The organism is Actinomyces sp. oral taxon 849 str. F0330 (genome assembly GCF_000239715.1).
Lineage (GTDB): Bacteria > Actinomycetota > Actinomycetes > Actinomycetales > Actinomycetaceae > Actinomyces > Actinomyces johnsonii.
Genome location: NZ_JH470348.1, coordinates 38,955 through 52,674, shown reverse-complemented (window position 1 = coordinate 52,674; position 13,720 = coordinate 38,955). Strand labels below are relative to the sequence as shown.

Annotated in this window: 12 protein-coding genes; 7 read left to right on the top strand and 5 right to left on the bottom strand. The window is 63.8% G+C overall.

Annotated features, from left to right (window positions below; genetic code table 11):
- Nucleotides 1-187 precede the first annotated feature (187 nt).
- Together hisH and priA are read left to right on the top strand one after the other, a co-directional pair.
- A complete protein-coding gene (gene hisH, locus HMPREF0975_RS00240; RefSeq protein ID WP_009232067.1) occupies nucleotides 188-826 on the top strand; it encodes an imidazole glycerol phosphate synthase subunit HisH in 639 nt (212 codons plus the stop codon).
- Nucleotides 827-865: 39 nt separating this feature from the next.
- Nucleotides 866-1,618 (top strand): bifunctional 1-(5-phosphoribosyl)-5-((5-phosphoribosylamino)methylideneamino)imidazole-4-carboxamide isomerase/phosphoribosylanthranilate isomerase PriA, encoded by a 753-nt coding sequence (gene priA, locus HMPREF0975_RS00235; protein WP_009232066.1) that lies wholly within the window; start codon nucleotides 866-868, stop codon nucleotides 1,616-1,618.
- 42 nt (nucleotides 1,619-1,660) lie between these two features.
- Here the strand turns inward: priA and HMPREF0975_RS00230 are convergent, their stop codons facing one another.
- From HMPREF0975_RS00230 to HMPREF0975_RS00220, 3 genes are all read right to left on the bottom strand, one after another.
- A complete protein-coding gene (locus HMPREF0975_RS00230) occupies nucleotides 1,661-2,953 on the bottom strand; it encodes a lysophospholipid acyltransferase family protein (protein WP_009232065.1) in 1,293 nt (430 codons plus the stop codon).
- A 107-nt stretch (nucleotides 2,954-3,060) separates the two neighbouring features.
- Nucleotides 3,061-3,996, bottom strand: a complete 936-nt coding sequence (locus HMPREF0975_RS00225) for a phosphatidate cytidylyltransferase (protein ID WP_009232064.1) — start codon at nucleotides 3,994-3,996, stop codon at nucleotides 3,061-3,063.
- Complete coding sequence (locus HMPREF0975_RS00220) at nucleotides 3,993-4,688, bottom strand: CDP-alcohol phosphatidyltransferase family protein (protein WP_009232063.1); 696 nt, start codon at nucleotides 4,686-4,688, stop codon at nucleotides 3,993-3,995. The genes HMPREF0975_RS00225 and HMPREF0975_RS00220 overlap by 4 nt, the downstream gene beginning before the upstream one ends.
- Before the next feature lie 99 nt (nucleotides 4,689-4,787).
- On the opposite strand from HMPREF0975_RS00220, the gene HMPREF0975_RS00215 reads away from it, so the two are divergent.
- A complete protein-coding gene (locus tag HMPREF0975_RS00215) occupies nucleotides 4,788-5,642 on the top strand; it encodes an SseB family protein (RefSeq protein WP_009232062.1) in 855 nt (284 codons plus the stop codon).
- A gap of 43 nt (nucleotides 5,643-5,685) precedes the next feature.
- Here the strand turns inward: HMPREF0975_RS00215 and HMPREF0975_RS00210 are convergent, their stop codons facing one another.
- The gene (locus HMPREF0975_RS00210; protein ID WP_009232061.1) at nucleotides 5,686-6,003 is read right to left on the bottom strand and encodes a hypothetical protein; all 318 of its coding nucleotides are present in this window, start codon (nucleotides 6,001-6,003) and stop codon (nucleotides 5,686-5,688) included.
- A 583-nt stretch (nucleotides 6,004-6,586) separates the two neighbouring features.
- On the opposite strand from HMPREF0975_RS00210, the gene infC reads away from it, so the two are divergent.
- From infC to rplT, 3 genes are all read left to right on the top strand, one after another.
- Nucleotides 6,587-7,189, top strand: a complete 603-nt coding sequence (gene infC / locus HMPREF0975_RS00205) for a translation initiation factor IF-3 (RefSeq protein ID WP_009232060.1) — start codon at nucleotides 6,587-6,589, stop codon at nucleotides 7,187-7,189.
- Nucleotides 7,190-7,315: 126 nt separating this feature from the next.
- The gene (gene rpmI, locus HMPREF0975_RS00200; protein ID WP_003780493.1) at nucleotides 7,316-7,510 is read left to right on the top strand and encodes a 50S ribosomal protein L35; all 195 of its coding nucleotides are present in this window, start codon (nucleotides 7,316-7,318) and stop codon (nucleotides 7,508-7,510) included.
- A gap of 27 nt (nucleotides 7,511-7,537) precedes the next feature.
- Entirely contained in the window at nucleotides 7,538-7,918 is a 381-nt protein-coding gene (gene rplT, locus HMPREF0975_RS00195; protein ID WP_009232059.1) for a 50S ribosomal protein L20, read from the top strand.
- Here rplT and HMPREF0975_RS00190 read toward each other — a convergent pair.
- Entirely contained in the window at nucleotides 7,899-8,105 is a 207-nt protein-coding gene (locus tag HMPREF0975_RS00190) for a hypothetical protein (protein WP_009232058.1), read from the bottom strand. The two genes, rplT and HMPREF0975_RS00190, sit on opposite strands and share 20 nt — an antisense overlap.
- A gap of 12 nt (nucleotides 8,106-8,117) precedes the next feature.
- Between HMPREF0975_RS00190 and HMPREF0975_RS00185 the strand changes: the two genes are divergently transcribed.
- Nucleotides 8,118-10,940, top strand: a complete 2,823-nt coding sequence (locus HMPREF0975_RS00185; RefSeq protein ID WP_009232057.1) for a toll/interleukin-1 receptor domain-containing protein — start codon at nucleotides 8,118-8,120, stop codon at nucleotides 10,938-10,940.
- The last annotated feature ends 2,780 nt before the right edge of the window (nucleotides 10,941-13,720 follow it).

Below are 13,720 nucleotides of genomic sequence, written 5' to 3'. Positions count from 1 at the left end.
GGCTCAGTCACTGGACGTGGCCGCGCTGCTCGGCGTTGCGGGGCCGCTCGATGGGCCCTCATCGCGTCAGGACTGTGCTGGAATTGTTGCACAAACCCCGAAGGCGGCAGGTCTGAGCATGTCAGCGACTATTTCAGAGTGTGGAGGATGTCCCAGAACGATCCGCTGGGACGGTAGGGTATGTCACATGCAAGCGCCCCGCGTCACCGTTCTGTCCTACGGTTCCGGCAACGTCCGTTCGGCGGTACGTGCCCTGGAGCGCGTCGGCGCCGAGGTTACCCTGACCAGTGACCCCCATGAGGTGGTCGAGGCCGACGGCCTGGTCGTTCCCGGTGTCGGCGCCTTCGGCGCGGTAATGGATCAGCTCAGGGCGGTCGACGCCCCCCGCCTGATCGACCAGCGCCTGGCCGGGGGGCGCCCGGTCCTGGGAATCTGCGTGGGCATGCAGGTCATGTTCGAACGCTCCGAGGAGCACGGGACCGCGGAGGCGGGACTGGGGCAGTGGCCCGGAACCGTGACCAGGCTGAATGCCGACGTCGTCCCTCACATGGGATGGAGCCGGGTCTGTCCGCCGCAGGACTCGGTGCTGTTCGACGGCGTTGACGACGAACGCTTTTACTTCGTCCACTCCTACGCAGCCACTCGGGACCCGGCAGCGCTGCTGGGTCCCGGCCCCACCCGGCCGCCCCGGGCCACCTGGGCGACGCACGGCCAGGACTTCATCGCCGCCGTCGAGAACGGGGCCCTGTGCGCCACGCAGTTCCATCCAGAGAAGTCCGGTGATGCGGGAGCGCAGCTCCTGCGCAACTGGTTGACAACCCTTTGAACCCTTCCGAGCCCCCCACGACCACCCCAGGAGAAACTTATGCTCACCCTACTTCCCGCCGTCGACGTCGCCGATGGCAAGGCCGTCCGGCTCCTTCAGGGCGAGGTCGGCTCGGAGACCGACTACGGCAGCCCCGTCGACGCCGCTCGGGACTGGGTACGCGCCGGGGCCGAGTGGATTCACCTGGTGGACCTCGACGCGGCCTTCGGGCGAGGCTCCAACTCCGAGCTGCTCTCGCGCATCGTCGGCGAGGTCGGTATCAAGGTGGAGCTCTCCGGGGGCATCCGCGACGACGCCTCGCTGGCCCGGGCGCTGGCCGCCGGCGCCGCCCGGGTCAACCTGGGCACGGCCGCGCTGGAGGACCCCGAGTGGACCGAGCGGGTCATCGCCGAGCACGGAGACAAGATCGCCGTCGGACTCGACGTGCGCGGAACCACCTTGGCGGCCCGCGGCTGGACCAAAGAGGGCGGAGACCTGTGGGAGACCCTCGAACGGCTCAACTCCGCCGGATGCGCGCGCTATGTCGTCACCGACGTCACCCGTGACGGCACCCTGAGTGGTCCCAACACCGCGCTGCTCACCGAGGTCTGTCAGCGCAGCCCGGCGCCGGTCGTCGCCTCGGGCGGCATCGCCCACCTCGACGACCTCATCGCCCTGCGGCGCTTGACTCCGCTCGGTCTGGAGGGGGCCATCGTCGGCAAGGCGCTCTACAACGGCAACTTCACCCTCCAGGAGGCGCTGGCTGTGGCTGGCGACGAGGGGGCGCGCGAGCCGTCCAAGGCGCGGATCTGACAGCGAACGAGCGGCGGGCGGGAGCGCGGCGTCTCCTGGTGCCTACCGGCGCCCCGTGCCGTCTGGTCGGCGCCAGTGCCTGATGATTCCGCGCAGTGCGGTGGCGAAGATGACGCCGGTGGCCGCCAGGTAGGGGCCGTAGTGCTGGCGGGTGATCGGTCCCAGCGGCTTGCCCAGCGTCTTGACGATGGCGGTGGAGGCCGCCATACGCGCAGCCCGTTCCCCGGCTGCGTGGATGATGACCGCGGGTAGAGGCTGGTTCCGGCGGCCGGATTCGGCGGCGAAGAGCTTCACCGGGATCCCGGTCAGCGCCTGCTTCCAGTAGCCGGACGGGCCCCGGCTCAGGTAGCGGGAGGTGGCCGTCCTCATCGCCGGCGTGATCCACGGCGCGGGCGGGCGGTGCCCGGCCCGAGTGAGCAGATGGGTGACCGCCACCCCGGTGACCGAACCCGCCACGACCAGTCCCGCGCGGCGCCACATCCGCTCGGGGTGGGTCAGCCCCAGCCACACCTGGCTCATCTCCGCCATGATCGGGAAGGAGATGGCCTCGGCCATGCCCCAGACGAACATGACGGCGTCCCCCCGACCACCGTCCATCGCGGTGTGCAGGACGGTGAAGATGTCCGAGACCGGCTCGGGCCTGCGGGGACGCTGGAGCATCTCCATGATCTGATCTCGTGCCTGATCGCTGACGCCCTCCACGTCGTCGCTGGGGGCGATCGGCTCGCCGACGCGCACCTCGACGGGGGAGTAACGTGGCAGGCCGCCCTTCTTCGGCATCATCTCCCGCGTCCCCACCAGCGCGACCGGTAGCACGGGGATGCCGAAGTCACGGGCGAGCCGGGCGGCCCCGGAGTGGAAACGGCCCATCTTACCGTCCGTGGAGCGGGTGCCCTCGGGGAAGATGAGGATGCTCATGGATTCGGCTACCCGGTTGGCCAGAGTTCCTCGCAGCTCCTCGTACGCGCCCTCGCCGTCGCGCCGTACCGGGTAGGCGCCCAGCAGACCCCGGGCCACGAGGCGACGCGACCGGCGGGTGAACCAGTAGTCCTGGGCGGCCACCGTCACCACCCGCATGAGGGTGGGGGAGGCGCTCATCATGGCGATCGTGTCCGCGTGGGAGCCGTGGTTGGCGACGACGACGTAGGGGCCGTCGGTCTCGAACTCGCCCTCGATATGCACGCCCCCGAACGGGGCGATGATGGCGGACCAGAAGCGCTGACGCAGCACCGCCCGCCAAGTGACCTTCTGGGGCGTTCGTACGATCGATCGCAGACGGCGCCCGGCTGAGGCGATCTCGGCCGGACCCGGCATCGGGAGCATCTGACGCGGCATCGGGGCTACCTTTCCGTAGACGTGTCCTAGGTGTGCGGGAGATAAGGAGGATGAGGCGGACAGAGAAGGCGCTGACCGGTTCGGACACCGGGCGGGACGTGACACGATCATCCCAGAACGGCGGCCAGAGGCAGAACCAGCAGTAGGGAGTCGACCCGGTCTAGGAGCCCCCCGAATCCGGGCAGCCAGGCGCCGGCGTCCTTGACCCCGGCGGTCCGTTTGACAAGGGACTCCAGAAGGTCTCCCAGGACTCCCCCCAGACCGACGGCGATCACCAGACCGGGTGTGATGTGGCCCAGCAGGGTGAGGATGAGCGCGGCCCCGACGACGGCGCCGACCAGTCCTCCGAGCGTCTTGTTCGGGGACAGGGGAGACAGCGGGCGGCGCGCCCAGGCCATGGGGCGCAGGAAGGTCCCGCCGGCCCACGCGGCCACGTCGGCGGCTGCCGCTGCGAAGGCGATGAGGAAGGCGTCATGCCACAGGACCACGAGATGCGCCAAGGACCAGGGAATCCAGATCGAGGAGAAACCTGCGACCGTCGCCCTCCTCAGGCCGTGCTCGATGTCTCCGGCCAGCACTGCCGGCACGGCGCACACGAGCACCATGAGCGGGGCCAGGGCCATGAGGCCCGGATGCAACCACGCGGCCAGCGGATAGGCCGCTGCCAGTACCGCCAGTATGGTGGTCTCCACCCTCGGCAGCCCGGTGAGCCGGGAGAGCTCACGAACAGCCTGAAGACCCAGGGCGGCGGCGAGCAGCGCCGTCGTCCCCCTGCCGATCCAGATCGGGATCCCGACCGCAGGGATGATGACGGCCCATGTGGTCCAGCGACGGCGCAGCTCCGCCTTGTGCGACAGGGCCACGCCGATGCCGGCCAGAAGCAGGATCGTCACGGCCGTGGCCGCGAGGAACACGGCTCGGCCGGTGAGGACCCACCCGGCCCCGGGAACGGTGATGGTCCACGAACGGCTGCCGCCCAGGAGCCAGCCGAACGCCCCTCCAGACGCCTCGTTCCCGATCCAGGCGCCGACTGCGGCTGTCACGACCCCTCCCCTCCGTCGCCGCCCTCGGGGGCGTTGCGGCCGATGCGGGCGATGTCCTGCGGCGGTGGCGGGGCCATGGTGTCGGCCATCGCCGGGCCGCTGCGTCCCGCCAGTGCCCCGGCGGTGCGTGCCAACCGGACGCAGGCCGTCACCACGGAACCCGCGATAACGATCCAGGCGACGATCGCCAAGTACTGGGGCAGGGCCGCGGCCACCACTGCCGCCAGGCACCTCTCGGTCTTGCCGAACGGCCCGCCGTTGAGCCTGGCGGCGCCTGCGCCCGCAGCGGCCAGGGAAACGAAAGTCGGCAGCATCGCCGCCGCCAGGGCGATGAGAAGCAGGTGGACCGTGGCGGCGGAGGAGCCCGTGCGCAGGGCGAGACCCACCAATCCAGCCATGATGAGGAGATCTGACACCCGGTCCCCAATCTCATTGAGGACGAAGCCGAACGGCCGCGACACGCCGCGCGCCCTGGCAACGGCGCCGTCCAGGTTCGCCCCGCCGAGCCGGGCCGCCAGCAGGATGAAGGCCAGGGGCCACCAACCCATGACCAGCGCCCCGCAACCCAGCGCTGCGGCGATGACGCCGACGGCAGTCCACACGTCGGGGGAGATGCCGCGGCGCACCGATGCCCGGATGATGACTCCCAGGCGGCGGGTGTACCAGTACTTCAACGAGTAGAGCGATATCACCGCAACAGGCTATCGGCCCGGCCCCTCGAAATTGCGCGATTGGTCCGGAACGCGCTGGGGAGTAATACCCCTGCGCCCAGACGCGCTACGGTGTGCGCTATGAGCAGGTCCTCGGAGACTTCGGATACCCGGGCGCCGGACCCTCGGCCCGAGGCAGAGCCCCACGTGGCCGCGGCCATAGCGGCCCGGGCCAAGCTGGAGCGTCTTCTATCCGCTCCCTCGCCCTTCGCCGGTGACGACGGGGCGATCCGCCCGGAGGTCGGTGCGGCGCTGGAGGCCACCGATCTTCCCCGGCACGACTACCTCGACCGGCTGTGGGCGGCGCTCGCGGGGGGACGGCTGATCGTGCCCGTCGCCGCTCACGCCCTGCCCGACCGCTCGATGCCGAGCGGCCCGCAGGCCGTGAGCCTGCCACGGGGCGGTTCGCACGGGATCCCGACCCACGAGGTGCACACCGCCGATGCCTGCCAGGACGCGGCCACCCTGGCGGTGAGCCTGCCCGACGGACATATCGCCCTCCCGGTCTTCACCAGCGCCGAGGCGATGAACCGATGGCGCAGCGACGTGCGCCCCGTGCCGGTCTCGCCCGAACGGGCGGCTCAGGTCGCCTGCCTGTCCACCGACCAGCTGTGGGTGCTCGACCCCGGCAGCCGGGACCTGCGTCTGCCGCGCCCCGCTGTCGTGGCGCTGGCCGGGGGAGAGGAGTGGGTGCCCTCCTGGCGCAATGAGCCGGTTCAGGCCGAGGTACGCGCCCAGCTCGAGGGGGTCGACGGCGTCACCGGCGTGGCCTTCGGACCGGGTGAGGACGCCGAGCTGCGGGTCTTCATCCGCATCGACGCCGCGGGCGGGCGGGCCTACGTGGCCCGGAGTCTGGAGGGGTGTCAGCACGTCATGGTCAACCCGGCCTGGGGCGACCTCATCGACACCGTGGAGCTGTGCCCTCTGCCGGCCTGATCCGGCTTCCCCCGCAGCCTTAAGCAACGACGTCGGAACGTCGTTAGGGGCGTCCCAGAATCGTGGCGCTCCACTGCTCGACCTGGCCGTAGTGGTCCTCCAAGGGACCGGCCACCTGGTCGAATCGGGCCACCACCTCGCGCAGTGCCCGCGCGTTATCGTCACGTCCGTCATCCTGCGCGATGCGGGCGGCGGCCTCCGCGACCGCCCGCACCTGGGCCAGGTCCCGAGTAGAGACCGTCACCCGGCCGGGACCCGGGTCCCTGGTGGTGCTCCAGTCTGCACCCGCCTGGCGGGACGGGGCGGAGCCGCTGCCGGGTTCGCCGTGCGGGTCTGAGGCCCTCACACTGTTCCATTCCATGACGAGGGAGCGTAGGGCATCAGAATCGACCCGGCTACCGAATTGACGTGTGTTGGAATAGTACCGACGCGCACCGCATCTCATGGCCCTACGAGCGGCGCTCGTAGGGCTCTGGCCCCGGCGCCCATCGTCTGCGCCGTCGCAGCGCCGACGACGACGGTACTTGGGATCCAGGCCGCCGCCTGCGTCATCGTCCTCCTGCGGGGGAGTTGAACGAACCAATGGGCCTCCTGATCTCCGATCAGCCTCGTACGTGGGAGGACTCACTCCGACGGCGTCGTCTGCGCCTGGGAACCGCGCCGACGTCCTGGTATCATTCGTCACTGATCAACCGGGGTTCGCCCCGGTGCGCAAGCGGAGCGATCCCACCTGGGTTCCTTTCGGGAATCGGGTTCATGCGAGGGTGACCAGCCCTTCGCGGTCCCTGCTCGGCCACGGCCGTGCGGCGATCGTGCTCATCACGAGGCCTCCGACCTGCGCGGCAGGAACGGGGGCCTTTCCTCGTTCCGCAACCATCCGTGACTCAGAGTGAGGAACCGACATCAGCGAGCCCCGTATCAACGAACGGATCCGCGTTCCCGAAGTGCGTCTCGTCGGCCCCAGCGGAGAGCAGGTCGGCGTTGTCCGCGTGGAGGACGCCCTGCGTCTGGCTGAGGAGGCCGACCTCGACCTGGTCGAGGTGGCACCCGACGCCCGACCTCCGGTGTGCAAGCTCATGGACTACGGCAAGTTCAAGTACGAGTCGGCCATGAAGGCGCGCGACGCGCGACGCAACCAGGCAAACACCCAGCTCAAGGAGATCCAGTTCCGCCCCAAGATCGATGAGCACGACTACGCCACCAAACGCGGCCACGTCGAGCGATTCCTCAAGGGCGGGGACAAGGTCAAGTGCATCGTCCGCTTCCGCGGCCGCGAGCAGTCCCGACCCGAACTCGGGATCAGGCTCCTCCAGGGCCTGGCCGAGGAGATGGCCGAGCTGGGCACCATCGAGTCCCACCCCCGCCAGGACGGCCGCAACATGGTGATGGTCCTGGCCCCGGTCCGCAAGAAGGCCGAGGTCAAGTCCGACCAGCGCCGCCGCCGCGAGGAGGCTCGTGCCGCCCGCCGTGCCGAGAAGCATGCCGGCCGGACGCCCAAGGGCGCCAAGGTCGCGGCGGGCGGGGAGCCCACCGGCGAGAACGCCTGAGAGCGCTCCATACGGCGCCTCCGACAATTCACCTGACACCCAAGACCCACCCCCTCGCCACCGTGAGCGGGGTCCACAGTCCCTGCGACCACCCGTCCGCCAGGGACCGAGAAGAGGAAATTACCCATGCCGAAGAACAAGACGCACTCCGGTGCCAAGAAGCGCTTCCGGGTCACCGGCAGCGGCAAGCTCATGCGCGAGCAGGCCAACAAGCGCCACCTGCTGGAGGTCAAGTCCTCCCGCCGCAAGCGCAAGCTGTCCCAGGACCAGCCGGTCGCCCCGGCCGACGTCCGCCAGGTCAAGAAGCTGCTCGGTCGCTGACCGCCCAACCCACCAAGGAGTCTCACCATGGCACGTGTGAAGCGGGCTGTTAACGCCCAGAAGAAGCGTCGTTCCGTTCTCGAGAAGGCCTCGGGCTACCGCGGCCAGCGCTCGCGCCTCTACCGCAAGGCCAAGGAGCAGGTCACCCACTCCGGCGTCTACGCGTTCCGCGACCGTCGCGCCCGCAAGGGCGACTTCCGTCGCCTGTGGATTCAGCGCATCAATGCCGCCGCCCGCGCCGAGGGCCTGACCTACAACCGTTTCATCCAGGGGCTCGGCCTGGCCGGCGTGGAGATCGACCGCCGCATGCTCGCCGAGCTGGCCGTCAACGAGCCCAAGGGCTTCAAGGCCCTCGTGGAGGTCGCCCGCAAGGCCCTGCCCGAGGACGTCAACGCCCCCAAGGCCTGACATACATCAGCGGGTCGATGGCCTGCTGAACAGCATTTGACGACGGCGGTGCCGCCACCCTGATCAGGGTGACGGCACCGCCGTCGTGTCCTGCGTGGTAAAATACGTAACAATCCAGTTCAATCGAACTGCAATTTTCGCTCTGGACTTCAACGACGAACAGCAACAGCGTGAGCGTCAACCACATAGGGAGCTCCCAATGAAACATGACCTTGCCAAAAATATGACGTCTATGTTTAAAGCTCAGTGGATGCGATGGAAACATCGGCGAGTAGGCAATTTTGACGTATTTATTTCCTACAGTCATGATCCATCTAAAACACTTGCGTTTAACTTGCATGACAGTTTGGAAAAAATCAGCCGAAACTGGTATAGTTTTCGAGCATTAAATGTATTCTTGGATCGAAGTTCGCTTGGGCCGACGATGAAGTTGGAAAAAGAGCTCGAAAGCATCGTCAAGCGATCTGAATGGCTTGTGTTCATATGCTCTGAGAATGCCGCAGAATCAGCCCCGGTCATCAAAGAACTTAATTGGTACATTGAACACAACGGCGTCGAGAAACTCATACTCATAGTGGATGATGGTGCAATCCGTTGGGATCGAAACACGAGCAGTTTCTCCAAAACGACAACAAATATACCGGGGGATATCCTAGAAAAGATTAAGGATGAGCCTCTGTGGATAGACCTGAGATGGCGCAACCAAGCACAAGAATCTTTCGAGAATCACCCAGACTATCTCGATGCGGTTCTTAGTATATCGTCGAGGGTTCAGAATACGTCCAAGAAATCCCTTTTAGATCGCGAGAACAAGCGTCAGAACCGACTTGTGAGATTTCGGCGAGTGTCTTTCTCCATACTTACCATTCTGCTCACAATTTCTGTAGCTGTTTCCTGGTACGCGGTATATGCGCGGAATGAAGCATTATCTAATCTGAATGTCGCAACTGCAAGAGCATTTGCATCTCGCGCCAACGAGTTAGCTGAGAGAGATGTGGCTGATTCTCAACTATTTGCCTCTCAAGCATGGGATCTTCATCAAGACGAAGTCACTCGGGCAGCGCTATTTAAATCCGTTGTAGAATCTCACAATCTGGTGGGGAATCGGGTTACGTCAAGTAGCGTTACATCGCTGGCTGCAAACTCTGATGCCACAGTGATTTTTATTGGACATGAAGACGGCACGACGGAACGATGGGAAATTAAAACAAACGCACTGACGCAAGTTGGAAAACTACGTTATCCAGTAAAGAAAATTGCCGTGAGTCATTCAGGTGACGTTGTTGTAGCAACGGGATGGCGTGACGTTTATCCTGGATATTACGAAGCCGAAGTAAAACTGTGGAAGTCAGGAATAGAAAAATGTACTAGCAAGTTAAATCGTTATGGTGGTGCCACCGTATCTCCATCAGGAAAAACAGTTGCACTGCCTCCTCAGGAATCTGGAGTTATGAAAATTTTGCATAGTGAATCGCAAAATTGCGGATGGTCAGACGTCAACTTGGGAAATCATTTTTCCACAAACGAGAACGACGCGATTGCGTTACCTGACGACGAGTCGATCGTTGTTCAAAGCTACACATCGATAAGCACATACTCTCTTTCTGACCAGCGGGCAGTTTACCGTACACGTAATTATATTGATGGTCCAGACGATCAGTCTCCTGTTCTTTCACCAAATGGCGCGCATAGCTTTGGCGAAAAGGGTGTTGTTCCGTCACAACAGAACACTCCCGACAATACGGAACCAGTTGTGGCTAATGCGGAACTCGATTGGAAAAAACGTCACTACATAAGATCGCCGTTGCCGGCGCTCTCAGATGACGGATTGACGGCAGCCGCCATTAATGCAGAGGGACTTACGGTGTACGATGTCGAAGATGGTCGGCCTAACGAATGGAGTTCTATCTCCCTGCCTGTTGGCAATGAGCTTTCTGCTTTGTCCGTGCCAACAAAACATGTGGTTCTCACAGCAATCGGCTCAAGGGTGTCGTATTGGAGGATGGACGAGACCTCAAAGATAATCAGAAACTTTGAATCAACAGCAGGCCCTATGTGTGACGATTGTGCCGTAGCCCGAATTGCTCCGTCAGCGACAGGAAAGTACCTGGCACAGTATTGGAACGTCAACAACGATGACATTATATTTGTCCTCAACTCTCAGGGTGGTTCTGAGAGTATGGTAAAAAACGCCGACTTTCTGGCGTGGCTATCAGAAGAAGACTACTTTGCCATTCAAGACGGGAAGACCTGTATTTACCGTGCGGTAGATGGTGCTTCTGAGCAATGCTGGAGCATACCTTCCTGGATCCAAAGTGAATCTAATCCCGGACGGATCAAGGGGGTGTGGGACGGCAGTACTCTAAAGTTTTCAAATGGTTCAAACATTTGGAGTTTTAACTACAAAACGCACCAATTTGATCAAACTACACCCGAAGGTCGTGTAGTCGAAATGACTGCTCATGGAATTGTGGTCTCGGAAGGCGATGGGGAAGGTTCTAATTTTGACATGTTAAAAGTAATTTATAATGATGGGAAAGTGGAGGCTTACGATCGTCATGTTTGGTTAGCTAATGATGGTTCTAATATTAGCACGTCAAGGAACGGAACTGTCGTTGCTAATACGAGGTACGGAACAATTGAGCAACGATCCTATCTGCAAGGCCCTTCGGCTGTAGATATTTCGAATAATGGCGAGTATCTTGCTTATGCTGATTCTCTGAATACTGTGGCGGTGTATTCCCTGGCTGCGGGCATGACGGTTGGAACAATTACGTTAACGGGGCAGCCGTATTCTGCTGCTTCCGTTCAATTTAGCCCCTCAGGTTCGTCACTTTATGCGAACTATTTCGATTCTTCGAAAGGTGTAGAAGTAACAGTGAAAGTTAATCTTGATCCCAATGTTTGGTACAGTAATAACTGTGGGGTTGTGCGCAGATCAGTTTCATCGGCAGAGTGGCGTCGGGTTACCGAAATGGATGAACCAAAGTCAGGCTTTGCTTGTTCGGATTATGATCATTGAGACCTCCCTTCCAAAGGTATTTATGGATTGCAACGATGATCAAATCTGTGATGGTGATGATGGTTGTGGGGCTCTTCGTGTTTGAGGATGGGGTAGACGGATCCCATCGCCGGGGTTAGGTGGTTGTATTTAGGCGGTCTTCGAGACGTTTGGCGTGGATGAGGCTGCGGATGGAGCGGGGCAGGGAGCTTGCTTCCGTTGCTTGGACATGCTGATTGCGGTCTTTAGGTTAGGCAAGGTGAGATGATCTGGGCATGGCTAGGAAGAGCTACTCCGCGAGTGGCTTGCGGTGTCAGGCGGTGGACCTGTATGAGACGGTGCACGGCAGTCGTCTAAGACTTGGGAGTCGAGCGCGGCATGCTGCGCCAGTGGGTGGGTGGGCCGGTACGGGACCGGACGCAAGGCCGGGGGCCGACGGTAGGTCGGCGCCCAGCCCGCTGCGCTCCAACGTTTCCGATGTGTCTCAGCCAAGTGGCGCGAAGGCGCCGGAGAGTCCCTCGGAGGTGATCGTTCGCCTGGAGGCCGTCAACGCCGAGCTTCGGACCCGGAGACGTCAAGTCCGGCTCGGGAGCCGGTGGGAATCATTCAGCAGGCGGCCCAGGCGTGTCTCGCCGATGGAGGCGAATCGGTAGAGTCTGTCCCCCGGGGTCGTCGAGGACCACTAGGACGTCTATGAGGTTAAGCGGCTGCGGGCTGATCGAGGCAGGGCGCTCGTCTTACATGCGTCTGGAGGAGCGCCAGCAGGCTGGCCCGTCAGCGGCGCCCGGCCGTTGACGCGGCCCTGACCGAGCCGATACGCGCATCTGTGCAAGGTTGAGCCCGCCATGGGTTCACCCAGGACCGATTGCTGACCTCAACGAGGCCACCCAGGAGGGAGGCGGGTGGGTGAGGTGTGAGTGGGTCACCCACCTGATGCCGCTGAATCGCCCTGGGTTTGGTGGAGGCAGTGATGATATGGAGGGGTCACTGTCATGGGACAGACGAGGTACCCCGATGAGCTGCGCGAGCGGGCCACGAGGATGGCGTTGGAGGCGTTGGCTGACCCTGCGCGGGCCAAGGGCGCGATCCGTAGGATTCGGCGAGGAGCTGGGTGTCCACCCCGAGGCTCTGCGCACCTGGGTGAGACAGGCCCGGGACCGAACCAGGGCACCCGGCCTGGCACCACCACTGACGAAGCGCAGCGGATCAAGGAGCTGGAGAAGGAGGTCCGAGAGCTGCGAAGAGCCAACGCGATCCTGAAGAGTGCGTCGGCTTGTCTATCGCGGCGGAGTGTGAGTGCCCGTCTCGCTGATCTGCCAGTACATCGAGGCCAAGAAGGAGGAGGAGTTTGGGGCCTGGCCGATCTGCAAGGTGCTCACTGGTGCCGGAGTCAAGATCGCCCCGAGCACGTGACTCACGCTCGCCGTAGCCGGCCTCCTAGTGCCAGGGGCCTGCGCGACGAGGCCCTCAAGGCGGAGATATCCAGGGTCCACAAGAACCAGCTACTCGGTGCTGGGGGCCCGCAAGATGCATGTGATGCGGGGCCGACCTGAGGCCGCTGAGCGTCACGGTGCTGGTCACGTGGCCCGGTGCACCGTCGAGCGGCTGATGGGTGACCTGGGTCTACCGCGGCGTCAGGCGCGCCAAGTCGCCCAGGACGACCCGCTCGGCCCCCTCCGGACCGGTGTCCGGCCGACCTGGTCAGGCGCCACTTCGAGGCGTTTGCTCCGGGTGGGCTGTGGGTCGCCGACATTCCCCCGCAAGCGGGAGGTGCCCCCTCCTATGTACGCGCCTTCTCCGGGTGGGTCTATGTGGCTTTCGTGACTGACGTGTTCTCGCGGCGGATCATCGGCTGGCAGACCACCTACCGGCCAGTGTGCACCGACCTGGCCGCCGGCGCCCTTCAGATGGCCGTCTGGCAACGAAAGCGAACCGGGGCCGACCTCACGGGCCTGGTGCGCCACTTGCGACCGTGGGGTGCAGTACAGGTCCATCCGCTACGGGGCTATCTCTGGCCGAGGCCGAGGCGGTCGCCTCGGTGGGTTCCAAGGGAGACCTCCTTTCGGCTTCGCTCTGGCCGAGGCGCTCAACTCGCTGTACAAGGCCGAGCTGATCCCGTAACCAGGGCCCTTGGGAGGACATCGACGCCGCCCGTGCTCGCCACCGCCGAGTGGGTCCACTGGTACGGGCACCATCCGGCCACACTCCGCCGTCGGCATGCGTACCCCCGCCGAGCACGAAGCCGCCTGGGGCCCCGACGTCAGCCAGAACAGCCAGAAACAATCACAACCGGCAACCACCGGCACCAGGTAAACCAGCCTCCACAAAACCCGAGGCTTGACACTAGGTGCCCAGACCTGTTCAAGTGTAACTTCACGGCCCTCGACCCTAACCGCAGGTACGTCGTGATATTCCCCCAACTGCGTGGGAGGTGCCTCCTCCTACTGCCCTGGACGGAGGAGGGAATCTGGCTATCATCATCGACTGCGCACGGCCTGCGTCTGGTCGCCTGGGCGCCGCACGACCACATGTACACGCTTCCTTGGCCATCGAGGCGCTCCAGCAGGTCACGGCTGCTTGCGGGAGCCTGAAGGACGTGGTCTTCCATACTTGATCACGGATCAGCCCACACCTCCAAGGCGTTCGCCGCCGAGTGCAGGGCCCTCGGGGTAGCTCAGTCCATTGGAGCGGTCGGCTCCAGCGTGGATAACACGCTGGCCGAGTCGATGGGTGCCGTATTGAAGCGAGAGGCTTCTCATGGACGAGCGCTCCTGAGGTCGATGAGCTCACCTGCCGGCGCT